This is a genomic window from Bacteroides salyersiae WAL 10018 = DSM 18765 = JCM 12988 (assembly GCF_000381365.1).
GTDB lineage: Bacteria > Bacteroidota > Bacteroidia > Bacteroidales > Bacteroidaceae > Bacteroides > Bacteroides salyersiae.
In genome coordinates this window covers 2,673,576-2,691,719 of sequence record NZ_KB905466.1, presented here as the reverse complement: position 1 = coordinate 2,691,719, position 18,144 = coordinate 2,673,576, and the positions used below count along the sequence as shown (strand labels likewise).

11 protein-coding genes are annotated in these 18,144 nt (G+C 43.1%); 10 read left to right on the top strand and 1 reads right to left on the bottom strand.

Annotation, left to right across the window (positions count from 1 at the left end; translation table 11 throughout):
• Positions 1-23: 23 nt before the first annotated feature.
• On the bottom strand, positions 24-467 hold the full coding sequence (locus HMPREF1532_RS09890) for a DUF3267 domain-containing protein (RefSeq protein WP_005928457.1): 444 nt from the start codon (positions 465-467) through the stop codon (positions 24-26).
• A 184-nt stretch (positions 468-651) separates the two neighbouring features.
• Here HMPREF1532_RS09890 and HMPREF1532_RS09885 point away from each other — a divergent pair, with 184 nt between their 5' ends.
• The 10 genes from HMPREF1532_RS09885 (at position 652) to HMPREF1532_RS09840 (ending at position 17,883) form a co-directional block, all read left to right on the top strand.
• Entirely contained in the window at positions 652-2,010 is a 1,359-nt protein-coding gene (locus HMPREF1532_RS09885; RefSeq protein ID WP_005928454.1) for a sensor histidine kinase, read from the top strand.
• Positions 2,007-2,729: a response regulator transcription factor gene (locus HMPREF1532_RS09880; protein ID WP_005928451.1), complete on the top strand. Its 723-nt coding sequence runs from the start codon at positions 2,007-2,009 to the stop codon at positions 2,727-2,729. The genes HMPREF1532_RS09885 and HMPREF1532_RS09880 overlap by 4 nt, the downstream gene beginning before the upstream one ends.
• 24 nt (positions 2,730-2,753) lie before the next feature.
• On the top strand, positions 2,754-3,341 hold the full coding sequence (locus HMPREF1532_RS09875; protein WP_005928449.1) for an RNA polymerase sigma-70 factor: 588 nt from the start codon (positions 2,754-2,756) through the stop codon (positions 3,339-3,341).
• 124 nt (positions 3,342-3,465) lie between these two features.
• Complete coding sequence (locus tag HMPREF1532_RS09870; RefSeq protein WP_005928445.1) at positions 3,466-4,563, top strand: FecR family protein; 1,098 nt, start codon at positions 3,466-3,468, stop codon at positions 4,561-4,563.
• A 26-nt stretch (positions 4,564-4,589) separates the two neighbouring features.
• Positions 4,590-8,201: a SusC/RagA family TonB-linked outer membrane protein gene (locus HMPREF1532_RS09865; protein ID WP_005928442.1), complete on the top strand. Its 3,612-nt coding sequence runs from the start codon at positions 4,590-4,592 to the stop codon at positions 8,199-8,201.
• 15 nt (positions 8,202-8,216) lie between these two features.
• Entirely contained in the window at positions 8,217-9,746 is a 1,530-nt protein-coding gene (locus HMPREF1532_RS09860; protein WP_005928439.1) for a RagB/SusD family nutrient uptake outer membrane protein, read from the top strand.
• A gap of 21 nt (positions 9,747-9,767) precedes the next feature.
• Positions 9,768-10,667, top strand: a complete 900-nt coding sequence (locus tag HMPREF1532_RS09855; protein WP_005928436.1) for a zinc-binding metallopeptidase — start codon at positions 9,768-9,770, stop codon at positions 10,665-10,667.
• Positions 10,660-11,943 (top strand): DUF4302 domain-containing protein, encoded by a 1,284-nt coding sequence (locus HMPREF1532_RS09850; protein WP_005928432.1) that lies wholly within the window; start codon positions 10,660-10,662, stop codon positions 11,941-11,943. Before HMPREF1532_RS09855 ends, HMPREF1532_RS09850 begins: the two co-directional genes overlap by 8 nt.
• Positions 11,944-11,962: 19 nt before the next feature.
• Complete coding sequence (locus HMPREF1532_RS09845) at positions 11,963-13,813, top strand: T9SS type A sorting domain-containing protein (RefSeq protein ID WP_005928430.1); 1,851 nt, start codon at positions 11,963-11,965, stop codon at positions 13,811-13,813.
• 107 nt (positions 13,814-13,920) lie between these two features.
• Positions 13,921-17,883, top strand: coding sequence for a leucine-rich repeat domain-containing protein (locus HMPREF1532_RS09840; RefSeq protein WP_244266419.1), 3,963 nt, complete (start codon positions 13,921-13,923; stop codon positions 17,881-17,883).
• The last annotated feature ends 261 nt before the right edge of the window (positions 17,884-18,144 follow it).

Here is an 18,144-nt window from a genome sequence, read left to right as displayed (position 1 = left end):
CCCCGTCATGCTATCATCCGTTATCAGCATCCCGGGGGTGCAGGGTCGTTTTTTACCCAATGCCCCGCCTCAAAATATCGAAGCAGCCAGACAGTCTTATAATCATTCGCCCCCATCAATAGAAACAGGACAGCAACCGGGAGTAACAGATATCTGCCGGAGAGCAAAGCATAAAACAAAGGAATCACGCCCAGAAGAACAGCAGGCATCAAGGAAACGACCACATATTGCCATACACGCAGATATTCACAACATAGACAACGGGCAGACAGGCAACGTCCTCTCATCCTGAAAGAAACCGACCGTTTCCCTTTTTTAGAGAAAAGCAGAAAAAAGAGTGCGCGAACCCATTCATACATTATGAACGAATAAGCGCATGAAACCATGCAAAGTGTGATTTGCGTCCCACTCATGCCACGGCTCACAGTCACCGGAGATTTTTCATATTCCGTATCGTCTTCTCTCATCGCATTCTTTCTGATCCTACCGACCGGAACATTTCACTCTTCATACAGTCCTATCACTGATTCCGGATGATACAAAGGTAAGGCGCGGCTTGCAAAAAGAATGTTATTACAACGTTATCGTTAGGTTAACGTTACGTTAACGAAGAAATTTGTTATATTTGCCAGCAAATTAAAAGACAAAAGTATGAATAAACCGCTATTTCGTTATATTACTGTCATTGCCATCCTTGCGGTAATGGCATTACAGGGAATGTGGTTTTCCAACTCCTACCATCTGTTGGAGAATGAATTATACGACAAAATAAACAATGCTTTTCTGGAAGCGCAGTTACAGGAGTCCTCACGGACCAGCGATCGGTTTAAAAACAATATCCCCAATGGCACCGTACTCCAGCTCGATTCTACCAAAGTACGTGCAAAGAATGATTTGGCCGACAGATTGATTTTGGTGACCGCTTTGCATTGCATTCATCACCAATACAACATTCCGCTCGATTATCAACTACTGGATTCATGTTATCGGGAAGAACTGGATAAAATCAATCTGGGAAAGCTTCGCTTCCGCATCGACTCCATTGCAATAGACTCTGCCCATTACAAATACGTAGAAGATTTCGCGGAGGACAACAATCTCGTCCGGCTCCACAGCAAGATGCAGACACAAATCTACCCTATCCGGGAAGATTTCTCCAAAGGTATACAGGCTACCATTGAAAATCCTTATAAAATGATCATCCTGCAGATGCGTATGTTCCTTATAGGAACCGTACTCCTTCTGTTCATCGTCATCTATTGCCTGGTGCAACAAATCAAAGTGATTGCGAAACAAAACAAAATAGCCAAAATACGTGAAGACTTCTCGTATGCCATGATTCATGACATGAAAACACCGCTTAGCTCCATCCTCATGGGCACACGTATCCTGCGCAGTGGAAAACTCGACGATAAGCCGGAACGGAAAGAGAAGTACTTCGACATCATGGAAGACGAAGAGGAACATCTGCTGGCATTGGTCAACAAAGTACTGACCTTATCGAAACTGGAAGAAGGAAAACTGCTACTTGAGAAAACAGAAGTGGAACTGCGCCCGATCATCGAAGACCTGATCGAGAAGTTCACCGCCAAGGCAGAAAAGCAAGTGGAATTTGTTCTTGACCTGCAAGAAGAAAAAGCATACGCTGACGAAGAATTCCTAAAAGAGGCCCTCAGTAACCTGATAGACAATGCCATCAAATATTCGGGTGAGAGTGTGCAGATAAAAATATCCTCTTCTGCCTCCACCGACGGATATACCCATATCAGTGTAACAGACAACGGTATGGGCATCCCCTTGAAAGAGCAAGGAAAGATTTTCGAGAAATTCGAACGCGCTTCGGCCGTGATACGCAACCGCAAAGGAGGCGCTTCCGGTTTCGGACTCGGGCTGAACTATGTCCTGCATGTCGTCGAAGCACACCACGGCAGCGTAAAGCTGGAAAGCATAGAAGGAGAATACAGCAAATTTACGATAAACATTCCACAACATAACGGAGAAACAGCATGATAAAGTTATTATTGGTTGAAGACGATGCCAACCTGAGATACATCATCCGGGGAGGACTTGAAGACATGATCGGCGGATACGAAATAAAAGATGCCGCCAATGGAGAAGAAGGACTGAAAGTGTGGCAGGAATGGCAACCGGACGTAATCGTTTCGGACATCGAAATGCCGGTTATGGATGGTTACGAGATGGTAAAACGTATTCGTGAAACCGATCCGGATACCCCTATCCTTTTCAGTTCGGGACGTGTTTCACCCAAGGATGTGGTGAAAGGTTACGAATTGGGAGTCAACAACTACCTGAAAAAGCCGTTTCTCCCCGAAGAGCTGAATGCACACGTACAGGCTTTAATGAAAATGAAGCAGAAAGCACCCGCCGCAACACCGGCCCCGAAAACACCGGTCATGGCGGAAGGTATCTATCAAATAGGAAAGAACTATACGCTGGATGCAGAGCATGCTACCCTGAAACACGCATCGGGTACCAATAAAACACTGACAGCCCGCGAGACAAAACTATTGCAAATGCTTTGCGAAAAGAAAGGCGAAGTAGTGAAACGCGAAACCATCCTTGAAAAACTCTGGGGAACGGAGGACGATTACTTCGCTTCACGCAGCCTGGATGTATTTGTCACCAAACTAAGAAAGCTGTTCGCGGAAGATCCGTCTGTAAATATCAAAACCGTGAAAGGAATAGGATTAAGCCTGTTAGAAATATGAACAACCCCAAATAGACCGTTTTTCATGTACAATGCGCAACTGATAAAGAAGCTCAGAGAAGGGGACCATCATGCATATAAATTCATTTTTGATCATTATTATGCTTTGATGGGCGCCATTGCGTATGAATATGTAGAAGATTACTATATCAGCCAGAACATAGTGGAAGATGTAATGATGTCTATTTGGGAAAAAAGAGAACAACTGATCATTTCAACTTCTGTAAAATCCTATCTGCTCACCTCCGTTCACAATAAATGCATCGATTACTTACGAAGCCGGTCCAGAGAAGCGGAAGTATTCAGCCTTGAAAGTGAAATCGGCTCGTCGAGCTGTTACATCCCGGATCAAGAGATGTTCGAGCAGATCGTCTCATCGGAACTGGAAAAGAAAATAGAAGAAATTATCCAATCGATGCCCGAAGAATGCAAAAAAGTATTCCTGCTGAGCCGGTATGGAAACAAGAGCTATGCCGAAATAGCTAATGAGCTGAACATCTCCGTCAATACGGTGAAATACCACATCAAAAAAGCACTCAGCCTATTCAGAGAGGAACTGAAAGATTACCTCCTCACCATTACAGCCTTATATTTCTATCTTTTTAATCAGTAAAATCCGCATTAAACAAGCTTCGTGATACTTTTTTCGATAAAAAAGAAAACTTTTATCGAAAAAAGTTCTTTTCTCACTACCCTACTGTATTTCCCGGACGTCCTACTTATAAAAGGCGACAAGTATGGACAACGACATCGATATTTTTAATCTTATCAACAGGCAGTTCTCCAAGCAGATATCCAAAGAGGAAGAGGCTGTTTTGAAAGCATGGTATGAAAACAGCGCAGAAAACAAGCAGGTGTACAAAGAGTATTATCTGTTGATAAAAGGATTGCGAATCTCTCAAAACAAGAAATTCTTCTCCTCACAAATCGGAGATGCCTATGCCGGCTTCGCCAGAAAGACCGGTCTAAAGCAGAAAGAAAGCAGGCGATATTCCGTGCCCCGCTCCTGGATACGGTATGCAGCCGTTTTTGCCATAGCATTCGGGCTGGGTGCAGGTTCCTACTATATAGCCCGCTCCGGCTCATCAGGCTCTCGCCTGGCACAAACAATTGAAATCCCTTATGGCTCCAAATCTAAAGTTACTTTACCCGATGGAACCTCTGTATGGTTGAATTCCGGAAGCCGGTTATCTTATCTGGAAAGTTTCGGTCATTCCAACCGGAATGTTTCTCTGGACGGCGAAGCCTATTTTGAGGTCACCAAAAATAAGAAACTCCCGTTCAGTGTACTTTCCGGAAAGGTAAAGATTAAAGTACTCGGTACCAAATTCAACTTTAAATCTTATAAGGAAGATGAAAGTGCACGGGTTACTTTGGTAGAAGGTAGCCTGAATGTCGGAAATATCGAAAACAATGTAAGAAACGTGCTGCTTATCCCCAACCAGCAGGCAGTCATCAACAAAAAGGAAAACCGGGTTACCGTGAAAAACGTAGATGCCAAAAGTTATGCCATGTGGACACATCCGAAACAGGAAATATTGGATGTTATCCCGAGCAATGTCACCGGGCAACCCACAGCATCCATACGGGTTCCAAGCGTAACGATACGAAACACCCTCTTTTTCAACGAAGAACCGCTAAGTCAGATTGTACGTGATCTGGAACGGGCATTCAATGTGAAAATCGAAATAAAAGACCGCCAACTGAGCACTGAACGCTTCTATGGCGATTTCCGAAACGACGAAACGATTACAGAGATACTGGATATCATGGCCGCCAACAACAATCTGTATTACACGATCGATGGAGATGAAATAATTATATCAAGAAAATAATCAATCATAATTTAATAATAGCGCCGATGTATGTAAAAGAATGGAAAGCCCTTATGAAAATGGCTTTAATCACCTGTTTTTTAATCTGTGCACAGGTCATTTCCGCTCAGGAGAAGAACTTCTCTCTCGATCTGAAAGACGTAACAGTAAAAGAAGCTTTGGAACAACTAAAAGCAAAAACCACCTATTCCCTATGGTTCAATGTGAATGATGTAGACCTGGGACGGAAAATAACCGTTCGTTTCCAGGATAAATCGATCAACGAAGCATTGGAGATCATTTTGAAAGGACAATCTCTTAGTTATGAAATAAAAGACAAATACATCCAGATATTCAAACCCCGTAAAGCTCCCGAGAAAGGGAAAGTAAAACAGGCGTCGGGTATTGTGGTAGATGATAAAGGGGAAAGTCTGCCAGGGGTGAGCATCCGGTTTAAAGAGGATGAAACAGTCGGGACAGTCACCGATCTCGACGGCCACTTCCAGATAAACATTCCGGAAAAGGCAAAAACCCTGATCGTCTCCTACATCGGAATGGAGACCAAAGAACTCCCGATCAAAGAGGGGACGATAAAGGTGGTTCTTAACTCCGATTCGCAGATTCTGGACGAAGTGGTCGTGACGGGTATGACAAAAGTAGACAAACGCCTGTTTACCGGTGCAACCGACAGACTGAAAGCAGAAGATGCCCGCCTGGACGGTATACCCGATGTAAGCCGCGCACTGGAAGGACGCTCCGCAGGAGTATCCGTACAGAATGTGTCCGGTACTTTCGGCACTGCCCCGAAGATTCGTGTACGCGGTGCCACCTCTATCTACGGCAGTTCCAAACCGCTATGGGTGGTCGATGGCGTTGTCATGGAAGATGCCGTTGAAATCAACGCCGATGACCTGTCTTCCGGCGACGCCGTCACCTTGATCAGTTCTGCAATAGCCGGATTGAGTGCCGACGATATCGAAAGTTTTCAAATTCTGAAAGACGGTTCGGCTACCTCCATATACGGTGCCAGAGCCATGGCGGGCGTAGTAGTAATCACCACAAAGAGAGGGCAGGCCGGTGTCAGCCGGATCAACTATACCGGTGAATTCACATCCCGCCTGAAACCTAACTATAACGATTTCAACATAATGGATTCGCAGGAACAGATGGGTGTTTACAATGAAATGGCAGAAAAAGGCTGGCTGATCTTCTCTGATACTTACCGGGCCTCCAATAGCGGAGTTTATGGAAAGATGTACCAGCTCATCAACGATTATAATCCGAAGACCCAGACATGGGGACTGGAAAATACCCCCGAAGCACGTGCCGGATACCTTCAGATGGCCGAAATGAGAAACACGAACTGGTTTGACGAATTGTTTAATAACAACATCACCATGAATCACTCGATCAGTATCAGTTCCGGTACGGAAAAAGCGAAGTACTACGGTTCGATCAGTATCTATAATGATCCGGGCTGGACCAAAGCAAGCTCGGTCAAAAGATATACAGCCAATGCCAATGCTTCCTTCAACCTGTCCGACAATCTGACGTTGACGCTGCTTTCCAACGGTTCTTACAGAAAACAAAAAGCTCCCGGAACGTTAAGCCAGGAGATAGATGTAGTGAGCGGAGAAGTTAGACGTGACTTTGACATCAACCCATATAGCTATGCGCTGAATACATCAAGAACATTAGCTCTGAAAGATGAAAACGGACTGGTATATTATACCAGAAACTATGCCCCTTTCAACATTCTGAATGAATTGGACAAAAACTACATCGATCTGGATGTGGTAGATCTCAAATTCCAGGGTGAACTGAATTGGAAAATCATCAAAGGCTTGGAAGCTAAAGTTGTAGGTGCAGTAAAATACCAGATGACCTCACAAGATCATCTTATAAAAGAGAACTCTAATCAACCCGAGGCATATCGTGCCGCAGGAGATGCAACCATACTCGATAAGAATCCGCTCCTATACAAAAATCCGGATCTTCCGAACTCACTTCCCGTAGTCGTATTACCGGAAGGAGGTATCTTCGATAAAAACGAATACAAGTTGTTCGGATATGACTTCAGAGCCAGCCTGAGCTATAACACCAGCTTCAAGGACAAACATATTATGAACCTGTTTGCCGGAACAGAAGCGAACTCGGCCGACCGTACCCAATACTGGTCAAGAGGTTGGGGCTACCAATATGAAAAAGGAGGGGTGCCTTTTTACGATTACCTGATATTCAAACAAGGAATAGAACAGAATAACCAATACTACTACAATGACCTGACCTATTCCCGGAACCTTGCCTTCTTCGGTATGGCAACCTACTCATATATGGGAAAATATACAGCCACCGGAACGCTCCGCTATGAAGGTTCCAACAGATTGGGAAAAGCCCGGTCGGCTCGCTGGCTGCCTACCTGGAACGCGGCCTTAGCATGGAACATGCATGAAGAAGAGTTTTTTGAGAAACTGACTCCGGCCTTGTCGCACTTTACGCTAAAGGCTTCTTATAGTCTGACTGCCGACAGGGGCCCGGCCTTTGTTACCAACTCCCGTGTGGTATACCGCAACTACTCCCCTTACCGCCCTTTCGCCGATGTAAAAGAATCGGGTTTGCAAATAGAAGATTTGGAAAACAGCGAACTGACTTATGAAAAAAAGCATGAATTCAATATCGGTGTTGATTTCGGCTTTATCGACAATCGGATCAATCTTAGTGCAGACTATTACACCCGTAATAATTATGACCTGATCGGAGTCATCAATACACAAGGTAGTGGCGGACAAGGAATGAAATACGCCAATGTGGCTTCTATGAAATCAAGCGGATTCGAACTGACCTTGTCTACCAAAAACATACGGACAAAGAGTTTTCAGTGGACTACGGATTTTATCTTCTCAAAATCCAAGAATGAAATAACCGAACTGGACTCTAAAGCACGAGTAATGAGCCTCATCTCCGGAATGGGATTTGCCGAAAAAGGGTATCCCGTACGTGCACTGTTTTCAATCCCTTTCCAAGGTTTGAATGAAGACGGGCTACCTACTTTTATCAATGAAAACGGAGAGATAACCATCACAGAAATCAATTTCCAGGAATCGATGAAAAAAGGTTTCCTGAAATACGAAGGTCCTACCGATCCCACCATTACGGGAAGTTTCGGAAATATCTTTTCATACAAGAATTTCAGATTAAATGTCTTCATGACCTACTCTTTCGGAAATGTAGTCCGCCTGGACCCTGTATTCAAAAGCGAGTACTCCGATCTGGATGCAATGCCCAAAGAATTTAAGAACAGATGGACGGTGCCCGGAGACGAAGCCCATACCAACATTCCGGTAATAGCTCACAAACGCCAGGTACAAGACATCCCCAATCTAAAATATGCCTATAATGCGTATAACTATTCGGATGTCCGCGTTGCAAAAGGCGATTTTATCCGGATGAAAGAGATCTCTTTATCATACGATTTCAACCCGGCCTGGATCAAGCAATTCAAGCTGAATAATCTGCAACTGAAACTGCAGGCAACCAACCTCTTCCTCGTTTATTCGGATTCTAAATTGAACGGACAAGACCCGGAATTCTTTCGTTCCGGCGGGGTGGCTTCTCCTGTACCCAAACAGTTTACTCTAACTTTAAGATTAGGATTATAAAAAAAGACAATAAATATGAAAAATCAAAATAAATACTCAATAGGTCTGGCAGCCATAGCAATGTTATTGGCCACATCCTCCTGTGAAGGCTTTCTGGATAAGATGCCGGACAACAGAACCGAACTCGACAACAGTGAGAAAGTGTTACAACTGCTCGTATCCGCCTACCCCAGTGGAACGTATATGCAGATAACCGAACTAATGTCCGACAACGTGGCAGATAACGGACCGCTCTATATGACCTTCAATAAAAGTGTGGAAGAGAGTTATAAATGGCAGGATTTCACCGATAACCAGCAAGATACTCCACAATACATATGGAACGAATATTATAAAGCAATAGCTGCCGCCAATCATGCATTGGAATACCTGAATAATTCTGAAGAAGGAACCGAAGACGAGCTTGCCTCCAGAGGAGAAGCCCTTGTCTGCCGCGCTTATTCCCACTTCATCTTAGTCAATGTTTTTTGTAAAGCATACAATTCCCAGACAAGTAGCGTCGATCTGGGAATACCTTATGTGGAAAAGCCGGAAAAGATAGTATCCGGACAATATGCAAGAGGAACCGTTGCCGAAGTATACGAAAAAATAAACCGTGACATAGAAGAGGGATTGCCCCTTATCGACGACACGAAGTACAAAAGTTCCGTTATCAAATATCATTTCAATCAGAAAGCGGCATATGCTTTCGCCGCCCGGTTCAATTTGTATTACGGCAACTATGAAAAAGCCATAAAATATGCCACCAAAGCAATTGGAGAGAATCCGGCAAAAGTACTCCGTGATCAAGTTCAGTACAAAAGTATCGCCGCAGCAAAAGATTGCGGTATCGCTTATGTCAAATCTGAATTAGCATGCAATCTCTTACTGATGCCCGCTACATCCATGTGGAACTACAACCATTGGAGATCTCAATATAGCAGATATGCTATGAACACCGCTAAACTGCAGACCACCTACTGGAGCCTCGGACCATGGGTAGCCCCGGATTATCTCTATCAGGCACTCAAAATATACGGAAACGATCAAGTATCCTATTATCCCAAATTGTATGGTTTCATTGAATATACGGATGTCATTTCCGGAATAGGCTATCTGAATATCGTGAATACGGTCTTTACAACAGACGAGACCCTCCTTTGCCGCGCAGAAGCTTACATTCATATGAAAGACTATTCCAACGCGACAAAAGACCTGAGCTATTGGTATGATTCGCACACTTTACCGGGAGTCAAAGCCCTAACAGAAGACCGGATCGATTCTTATTATGAAACAGCAGACCAGGCAGTACGCCCTGAGCTCCATCCGATGTTTGAAATCGAACCGGGTAAACAACTCAACTTTATGTATTGTCTGCTTCATTTCCGACGCATAGAAACGGTACACGAAGGCCTTAGATGGTTTGACATCAAACGGTTCGGCATAGAGATAGAACACAACATTGCCGGACAGGCCAATGACATACTGACCAAAGATGACCCCCGAAGAGCATTACAACTACCGGCAGATGTAATCGGAGCCGGCATGCAACCTAACCCCAGATAATAACGAAATCAGAAAAAAAATATGAAAAAGATTTTATTATACGCATTGGCAATCTTTTTAACCGGCGGAATGATCTCCTCCTGTTCTGAAGACAAACTCGGAGACAGTATTTTTGATACGAATCCTCCGGCACGCACAGAGTTCGACAATTGGCTACTCCGGAATTATGTGAAAGAATACAACATCGACTTCAAATACCGGCTGGAAGACATAGAAGCCAATATGTCGTACAATCATATTCCGGCAGAAGTAGAGAAATCCAAGAAACTGGCAAAGATCATCAAATATCTGTGGCTCGAATCATACGACGAGATGTTCGACAAGACCGGAGTAAACAAGGATTTCATGCGGACCTACGCTCCTAAGGTGATTCTCCTTATCGGCTCGTCGGCCATCAATCCCTCTTCTTCAACGGAGATTTTAGGTTCTGCGGAAGAAGGTATCAAAGTAGTATTGTACAAAGTGAATTCCATTGATCCTACGGACGTGGAAATGCTGAATGAATATTACTTCGAAACCATGCACCATGAGTTTGCCCATATTCTTCACCAAAAGAAAAGTTATCCTACGGAATATAACCAAATATCCGCAGCCGACTACTCTTCTACCGGCTGGCAAAACCGTACGGAACTGCAAGCATGGAAACTGGGATTCGTTACTCCCTATGCAGGTATGCAACCACAAGAGGATTTCGTAGAGGTGATAGCAAACTATCTTGTCAAGCCGGATGGTTTTTGGGAAAATATGCTGGCAAATGCCGGCACAGAGGGAGCAGCCAAGATACAGTCCAAGTTTGATATGGCTAAAGAATGGCTCATGGCCTCATGGAGCATCGACATAGAAGAATTAAGAACGATCATCATCAGACGCTCTGAAAATATTGATTCAATTTTAAATGAAAAAATGACGGACAATGAATAAATCAGTTTATATCCTTATCGCCCTATTCACATTGTGCATCTCTTCATGCTCGGATGAAAACGATATATTCGACAGTTCTTCCGCACGCAGGATGAACGCAATGTTGCAAGAATGTAATGAAATACTGACCGGTGCGGAAAACGGTTGGATTTTTGAATACTATCCGGAAGACAGTAAGTACGGAGGTTTTCAACTGTACATGACTTTTTCCAAAGAGGGAGAAGTAAAAGTCACTGCAGAATCGCCCATATTGGAGTCGCCGGACGAACAGGTCACAAGCATGTATCAGGTGAAAGCCGATATGGGACCCGTCCTGAGTTTTGACACATACAATCGGATATTGCATCAGTTTTCTGACCCGAACCCGGACGGATTGGGTTATGAGGGTGATTATGAATTCGTTATTCTTACCATCAATAAAGAAGGGATCGAATTAAGAGGAAAGAAAACCGGCGTAAAAATGCAGATGATTCCCCTACCGGCCGGTACGACCTGGGAGAGTTATAGCGACCGACTCAACAAGATGATACAGGCATTTCCCGGATTTACCATGCGCCTGAATATAGACGGCACAGTAATAGACATGGAAGAATCTGACGAGATAGGACGCTATCAAACGTTCAAACTACCGGCAAAAACCAATTCTTCCGCCGAAGGTATAGCCTTTATTTATACACCGGATGGGATTAAATTCAAATTTCCTGTAACCATTGCGGGAAAAACAATACAACATTTCACTGCATCGGCAGACGGCACTTATCTGACTTGTACGGATGAAGGAGCAAACGGAGTACAAATCGTACAAATGCCTTTGGGAGAGGCCTTCGTAACCAAGAAAGGCAACTGGTTCTTTGATAAAAACCAGATGGGACCACGATTGACCACGATGTGGAGTACAATTGCCGAAAATATGGAAAAGGATCAGAATGGCCAAGGATCGGAACTTTTGCAACAAATTTCCCTACAGGGCTCTTATCAGGTATTCACAATATACAGTTATTCCATCAACGACGAACAGCTATACAGCGCTAACTTCTATATGGATTTCATTCCCATTGAAGGTGCCGACCAGATGAAAATCATTTTCGCGGGAGGCGGAGACGACTTTGCACGGTATTTCTATATGGAGTATTTCGACATGATGCTGGGTTATATGAGCGATGACGAACCATACAACATGACCTATGACAATCTGAAAAGTCCGAGTGAAATAACTTTCAGAAGAAACGATAACCCCGACGTCGTTTGGTTCAAGACCACCAGATACATTAAATAACCACATAAAAATTACGAATATGAAAAAGAATTATTACATTTTCATCCAGATGTTTTTATTCGTTTCTTTGACTTGCTTTCAAGTGAATGCACAGCAGATCAAGCCGGAAAGAAACAAGACAGAAAAAGTAGGCACACCGGAAGCAACAAAATTCCAGGTACCGCAGACACGGGCAACTATGTTGGGTACTCTACCCTATTCCAACAACTTTGACAGTTATGAAATCCGTACCGTTCCCGAAGGATGGGTATGTACAGGCGAAAAAGATGCTTTTGCCGTCACTACATTCAATGGCTGGAAAGAAATATATTCCGAGCCCAACTGTTTAGGTGCTTATTCTTCTGCCACAGAAGACAATTGGACCTATTCCATCGGATTTCAGATGAAAGCCGGCAAAGTATATCATGCCAGTTTCCAACTATTGGCTCCGGGACTTTCCGAATCAGACAACAAAAGCGAGAGCGTACGCTTTACAGTTGGTAAAGGACAGTCAAAAGAGGCTGAATGTATTATATTGAAAGATTTGAAAAATATCAAATACAAGGAATGGAAAAAGGTAGAGGCCGACTTTACCCCTCAAACCGATGGAGTCTATTACTTCGGTTTCGGCTTTACTGCTACGGCTGCCAATGGAGTAGGAATAGATGATTTCGAAGTTTACGACAACGAAAATCCTTTCCCGGTTGAAGCTAAATATGTCGCATATGGCGGGCTATGGTCGACTTCGGTCAATCACTTGAACGATGATATGCGATACATATATCCGGGACAACCCATTACATTTATTAACCAGTCAAAGTATGCAACCGATTATCAATGGGATACATTCGGTAATCCGGCAACTACGAATGAAGAAAACCCTGAGGTAACTTACTCGGAAAGCGGAGATTACAGACCGTTATTAAATGCCACAAATGCCAAATATACGGATTCATTCTCAGATGTTGTCAATGTCACGGTTCTCGGAAAAGAGGAAATTACAGACATTGTTTGCAACAGTTCAAATAAGTATGACGAAGCCTCTTTACCGGAAAAAGATGTTCCCGGTACCAATGACTATGTAAGCGGTATAAATAAATACTATACCACCTTTGCAGAGAAGTTCGAACTGCCTTCAGAAGCCGAAGCAAGCATTAGCGGAGTTCATTTCAGATTATATCTATACAAGGCGGCTACTACCAATAAAGGTAAACCGGTAAGAGTCAGACTATACGCCGACAAATGGGGAGCACCGGATACAGACAACGTATTCGGCGAGTATGTCACAACCATGAGTGGCGCTTTCGGTTCGGTTTCCGTAGACTATGAAAATGTTGTCAGAAAAATAAAATTTGACAAACCTATAAAAGTAAAAGGAAGCTTTTATTTATCTATAGAGCTGGATGAGTCTATCGTGCCGGATGCTACGACCAAATTAGCTTTAGCTTATGACGTACGCAGAGCAGACAAAGTAGCTTCTGCCTATGTCCGGATTCATGCTGCCGGAGCTGCAGAATTAAACCTTAACGGAGGATGGTATTGTGTTCCGGATCTGCCTTGGCCTTTCAATGAACTCGACAAAACAGGATTCTCTTTCTACCTGTCACCGGAAATTACTTTCCATAAGACCACAGGAACTTCTGTCAACGAAGTGAAAGATAATAAAGTCAATGTCTACCCTGCGATATTCGAGTCCGGCTTTACTATTACAACCAAAGACAATGCCGCCAAACTCGTCCGGGTATTTAATGCAAACGGACAGGTCGTTTTTGAGAAAACAACCCACGAAACCAGCATTGATGTTACAGCTTCCGATTGGACCGCAGGCATTTATCTGGTAAAAGTTGAAGGTAATTCTACGAATTCCTCTATGAAAATTATCAAAAAATAAAAACGATACTCTCTCTTTACTTTATTCTAAACAGTTGTCCGGGCGTTAAACCCCGCGTTTAACGTACCGGACAATTTTTATTCACCACTAATACATATCAAAAGAGTATGAAAAAACGACTACTAATCACCTGTCTTATGTCACTGATAGTCATCGGGGCATGGGCTGAGAAGAGTGAGAACGAACCGATCATCGGTATGACTTGTACACCCGGCAAGATAAGCTTCAAACTGTATGCCACTGAAGAAACGACCTTTCAGATAGATTTTGGAGAAGGACCGGTAGAACAAACGGTCAAGACTACCGGAACAGCTATCAGTGGTTCTGCCACATCAAACTCAATAGCGGTATACGGAGATGCCCTTTTGATAAAAAAGTTTGAAGTATCCTCTAATCAGATTCTCAAGACACTGGATTTCAGCAAATGCACGGCCTTGACGGAGTTATCATGCTCAAGCAGTCCGAATATAACCGAAATTACATTGCCTGCTTCTGCAGAAAACCAATTGACGAAAGTAAATTGCCGTTATATCAACTTGGGCTCTTTTGATGCCAGCCAATGTTCGAAACTCAAAACGTTGTATCTTTCCAATTCGAATGCAACATTGGAAACACTGATACTCCCGGAAAACAGTGATGCATTGGACGATTTAACTTTGATGCAATGTGGATTGACCACTCTGGACGTCAGCAAATACACCAAACTGACTAACCTGGACTGCCAATACAACTATTTGACTTCCGTACAGATCCCTGAAAACCCTGTCAATAATTTATCCGTAGATTGTTCCTACAATTACATGATCATGCCGAATTTTCCGGAAGGTGAAAAAATCACCTTATACTACATGGACCAACGGGAAAAAGTATCACGGTATACTTTAAATGAAAAATATAGTACGAACGACATCATCGACCTGTCAGAACTCTATGCCTTGAAGAAAGGAATCAAAGGTTCTTATTTTCCAGAAGGGGTTTACCCCACTTTCACCTGGTACATGAGCGGAAGCAGTGAACCGTTGGTAGAAGGAACGGATTACCTGACAATAGAACCGGGCAAATTCAAATTCAGCACAGTTCCCGAAAACGAAATCTATTGTGTGATTGCTTCTAAAGCATATCCTGCCTATCAAGACTACGGTTCGCCATACCGTACCACTGATGTTGTAATAGAAAAAGCGATCGATCCGGTTATCACCTTGACTACCACCAAAGAAAGCCCCATCGGATTCTCCATCGGAGCCACCGAAGACAACACCTCTATCCAAATAGACTGGGGGAACGGAACTTTGGTTGATAAAACCATAAATACGACTAAAACATCCGTCCAAGGTACACCTGCCGGAACAAAAATCATCAGGATTTACGCAGATGCCTCTAAAATCAAAGAATTATCTTTAGCTTATTGCGACTATCTCACAGAGGTCGATCTAAGCAAGTGTACAGCGTTGCAAACCCTGTCCGTCAAAGACAGCTACAGAATTACCGCGTTTACATATCCTGAAGATGTAACCACCATTGAAAACCTGACCATTGATAACAGCAGTATAAAAAACATAGATGTACATGATTGGGCAGGGCTAAAGAATTTAAAATATATACCTTATGGCACCAGCACCATCGTATTACCGGATGAAGCGGAAAAGCTGGAAAGCCTTGTCTTAAGCAAACTATCTCTGAAAACCATAGACCTGAATAAATACGTCAACCTAACTACACTCGAAGTAACCTCTCTATCCGCACTGGAAGCACTGGATGTAAATGCATGCGGCAAATTGGCAAAACTGATTTGTAAAAGAAATACCAAACTTAAAGCCCTTACCCTGCCCACTGTCAGAAATGTTTTGACAGAATTGGATTGCGAGTATACTGCATTGACAACCATTAATTTAAAAGAATACACTCATCTTCAGATTTTGAACTGTAGCGGAATCGCAGAAACCGTTTTACCAGAAGATCCGTCGACTTTAATTTCCTTGACTTGCAAAGAGAACGGATTAACAACACTGGATGTAAGCACATGTACCAACCTGACCAATCTGGATTGCTCATACAACCAGTTAACCGAAATACGGGTTCCCGAAAATCCGGGTCAGACCATAAGCATAGATTGCTCCTATAACTACCTGTTTATGCCCAATTTCCCCGAAGGAGAGAACATAGAATTATCTTATATGGACCAACGGGAAAAAGTATCCCGATATACGTTAAGTGAGAAATATAGCACAAACGATATCATCGATCTGTCAGAACTCTATGTCTTGAAAAAAGGAATCAAAGGTTCCTACTTTCCGGAAGGAGTCTATCCTACCTTCACTTGGTACATGAATGGAAGCAGTGAGCCGCTCGTAGAAGGAACGGATTATTCAGTAGTAGAACCGGCCAAATTCAAATTTAAAGCAGTTCCCGAAAACGATATTTATTGCGTGATTGCTTCCAAGGGCTATCCAGCTTATCAGGACTATGGCTCTCCTTATCGTACCACCAATATTATCATAGAGAAAGCACCCGATCCGGCTATTACACTGACAACCTCCAAGGAAAACCTGATCGGCTTCTCTATCGGAGCTGCCGAAGATAATACCTCCATTCAAATAGATTGGGGAGACGGCACTTTGGTCGACAAGACCATAAATACAACCAGAACTTCGATACAAGGTACTCCCACCGGAACAAAAGTTATCAAGATTTACGGGGAAGCCTCTGCTATCAAAGAACTGTCTTTGGCTTACTGTGACTATCTCACAGAGGTTAATCTAAGCAAATGTACAGCCTTAAAAACGCTCATCGTGAAAGAAAGTTCCAAGATTACTACATTCACATATCCCGAAGATGTCACGACCATCGAAAATCTGACGATTGACAACAGCAGTATCAAAAATCTCGATATACATGAGTGGACCGGACTAAGAAGCTTGAATTACGCCCCATACGGAACAGGTACTATTATCCTACCGGATGAAACGGAAAAATTGGAAAACGTTACTCTAAAAAGATTATCCCTGAAAACGATAGACCTAAACAAGTACGGTAATCTAAACTCATTGGAAATCACCAATAATTCTTCATTAGAAACATTGGACGTCAATGCATGCGGTAAGTTAAGCAAACTGATCTGTAAAGCCAATACCAAGCTTACAAGCCTGATTCTCCCGACTGCAAAAACCGCTCTAATGGAATTGAGCTGTGAGTATACCGGATTGACCGACATAAACTTAAGAGAATACACCGCTCTGCAGGTTTTGAATTGTAGTGGAATCAAAGAGGTGGTTCTGCCGTCAGACCCGTCTACACTAACCTCTCTGACATGCAAAGAAAACGGGCTAAAGACATTGGATATAAGCTCATGCGTCAACCTGACTTATCTGGACTGTTCGTACAACGAACTGACTGAAATAACCGTTCCGGAAAACCCGAACCAAGTTCTGGAAATCGATTGCTCTTACAATTATCTGACCATGCCGACCTTCCCGGAAGGCGAGAAAATCAAAATGAGCTATATCTACCAGAAAGAAAAAGTAATGAAATATGAACTGGAGAGCAGCTATACAACCGACGAAACGATCGATTTTTCTGATTGGTATGTGAAAAAGAAAGGGTTACAAAGCTCTTATTTCGCCAATGGGGTTTATCCTACTTTCGAATGGTATCTGCAAGGCAGTAACGAGCAACTCGAATCCGGAACGGATTATACGATAACAGAAGGGTGTAAATTCCAATTTATAACTATACCGGACGACGCTGTTTACTGTGTGATTTCTTCCAGAGCATATCCCGATTATGAAAATTATGGAGAACCTTACAAAACGACTTCCTGCGTTATAACACGAGGTACGAGTGTGAAAGAAAACCATGCAAATATAGCCAAAGTTTATGCCACTGGTACAAACATTACAATCATACCGACCGAAGACTGCACATATTCAGTGAGTACTGCTACCGGACAGGTGATCACCAACGGCGAGACCGGACAAAGTATTGAAGTCCCTGTACATTTATCCGGTATCTATATCGTATCTGTCCGTACAGCAGACAACAAGGTTAAGAGCTATAAAGTAGCAGTTCAATAAAATAGCCTATAAAGCAATGTCTTTATAACTCCGGCCAGAACTGCCTGTCAATATTTACCGATAATAATCGGTAAATATTGACAGGCAGTTCTGTTTATATAAAGAGAGTAAACAAAAGAAACAGGAAAATCAGCCTAAGAAAATAATTGTACAAAAAAACAGAGAAGGAACGTCTTTCTCATCTACCTGATTGTCACATCTTATAAACATCCGAACAGTTCGTCGTAGAGTTTCGCCTCATTTCCCGTAGAGTTTCACTCT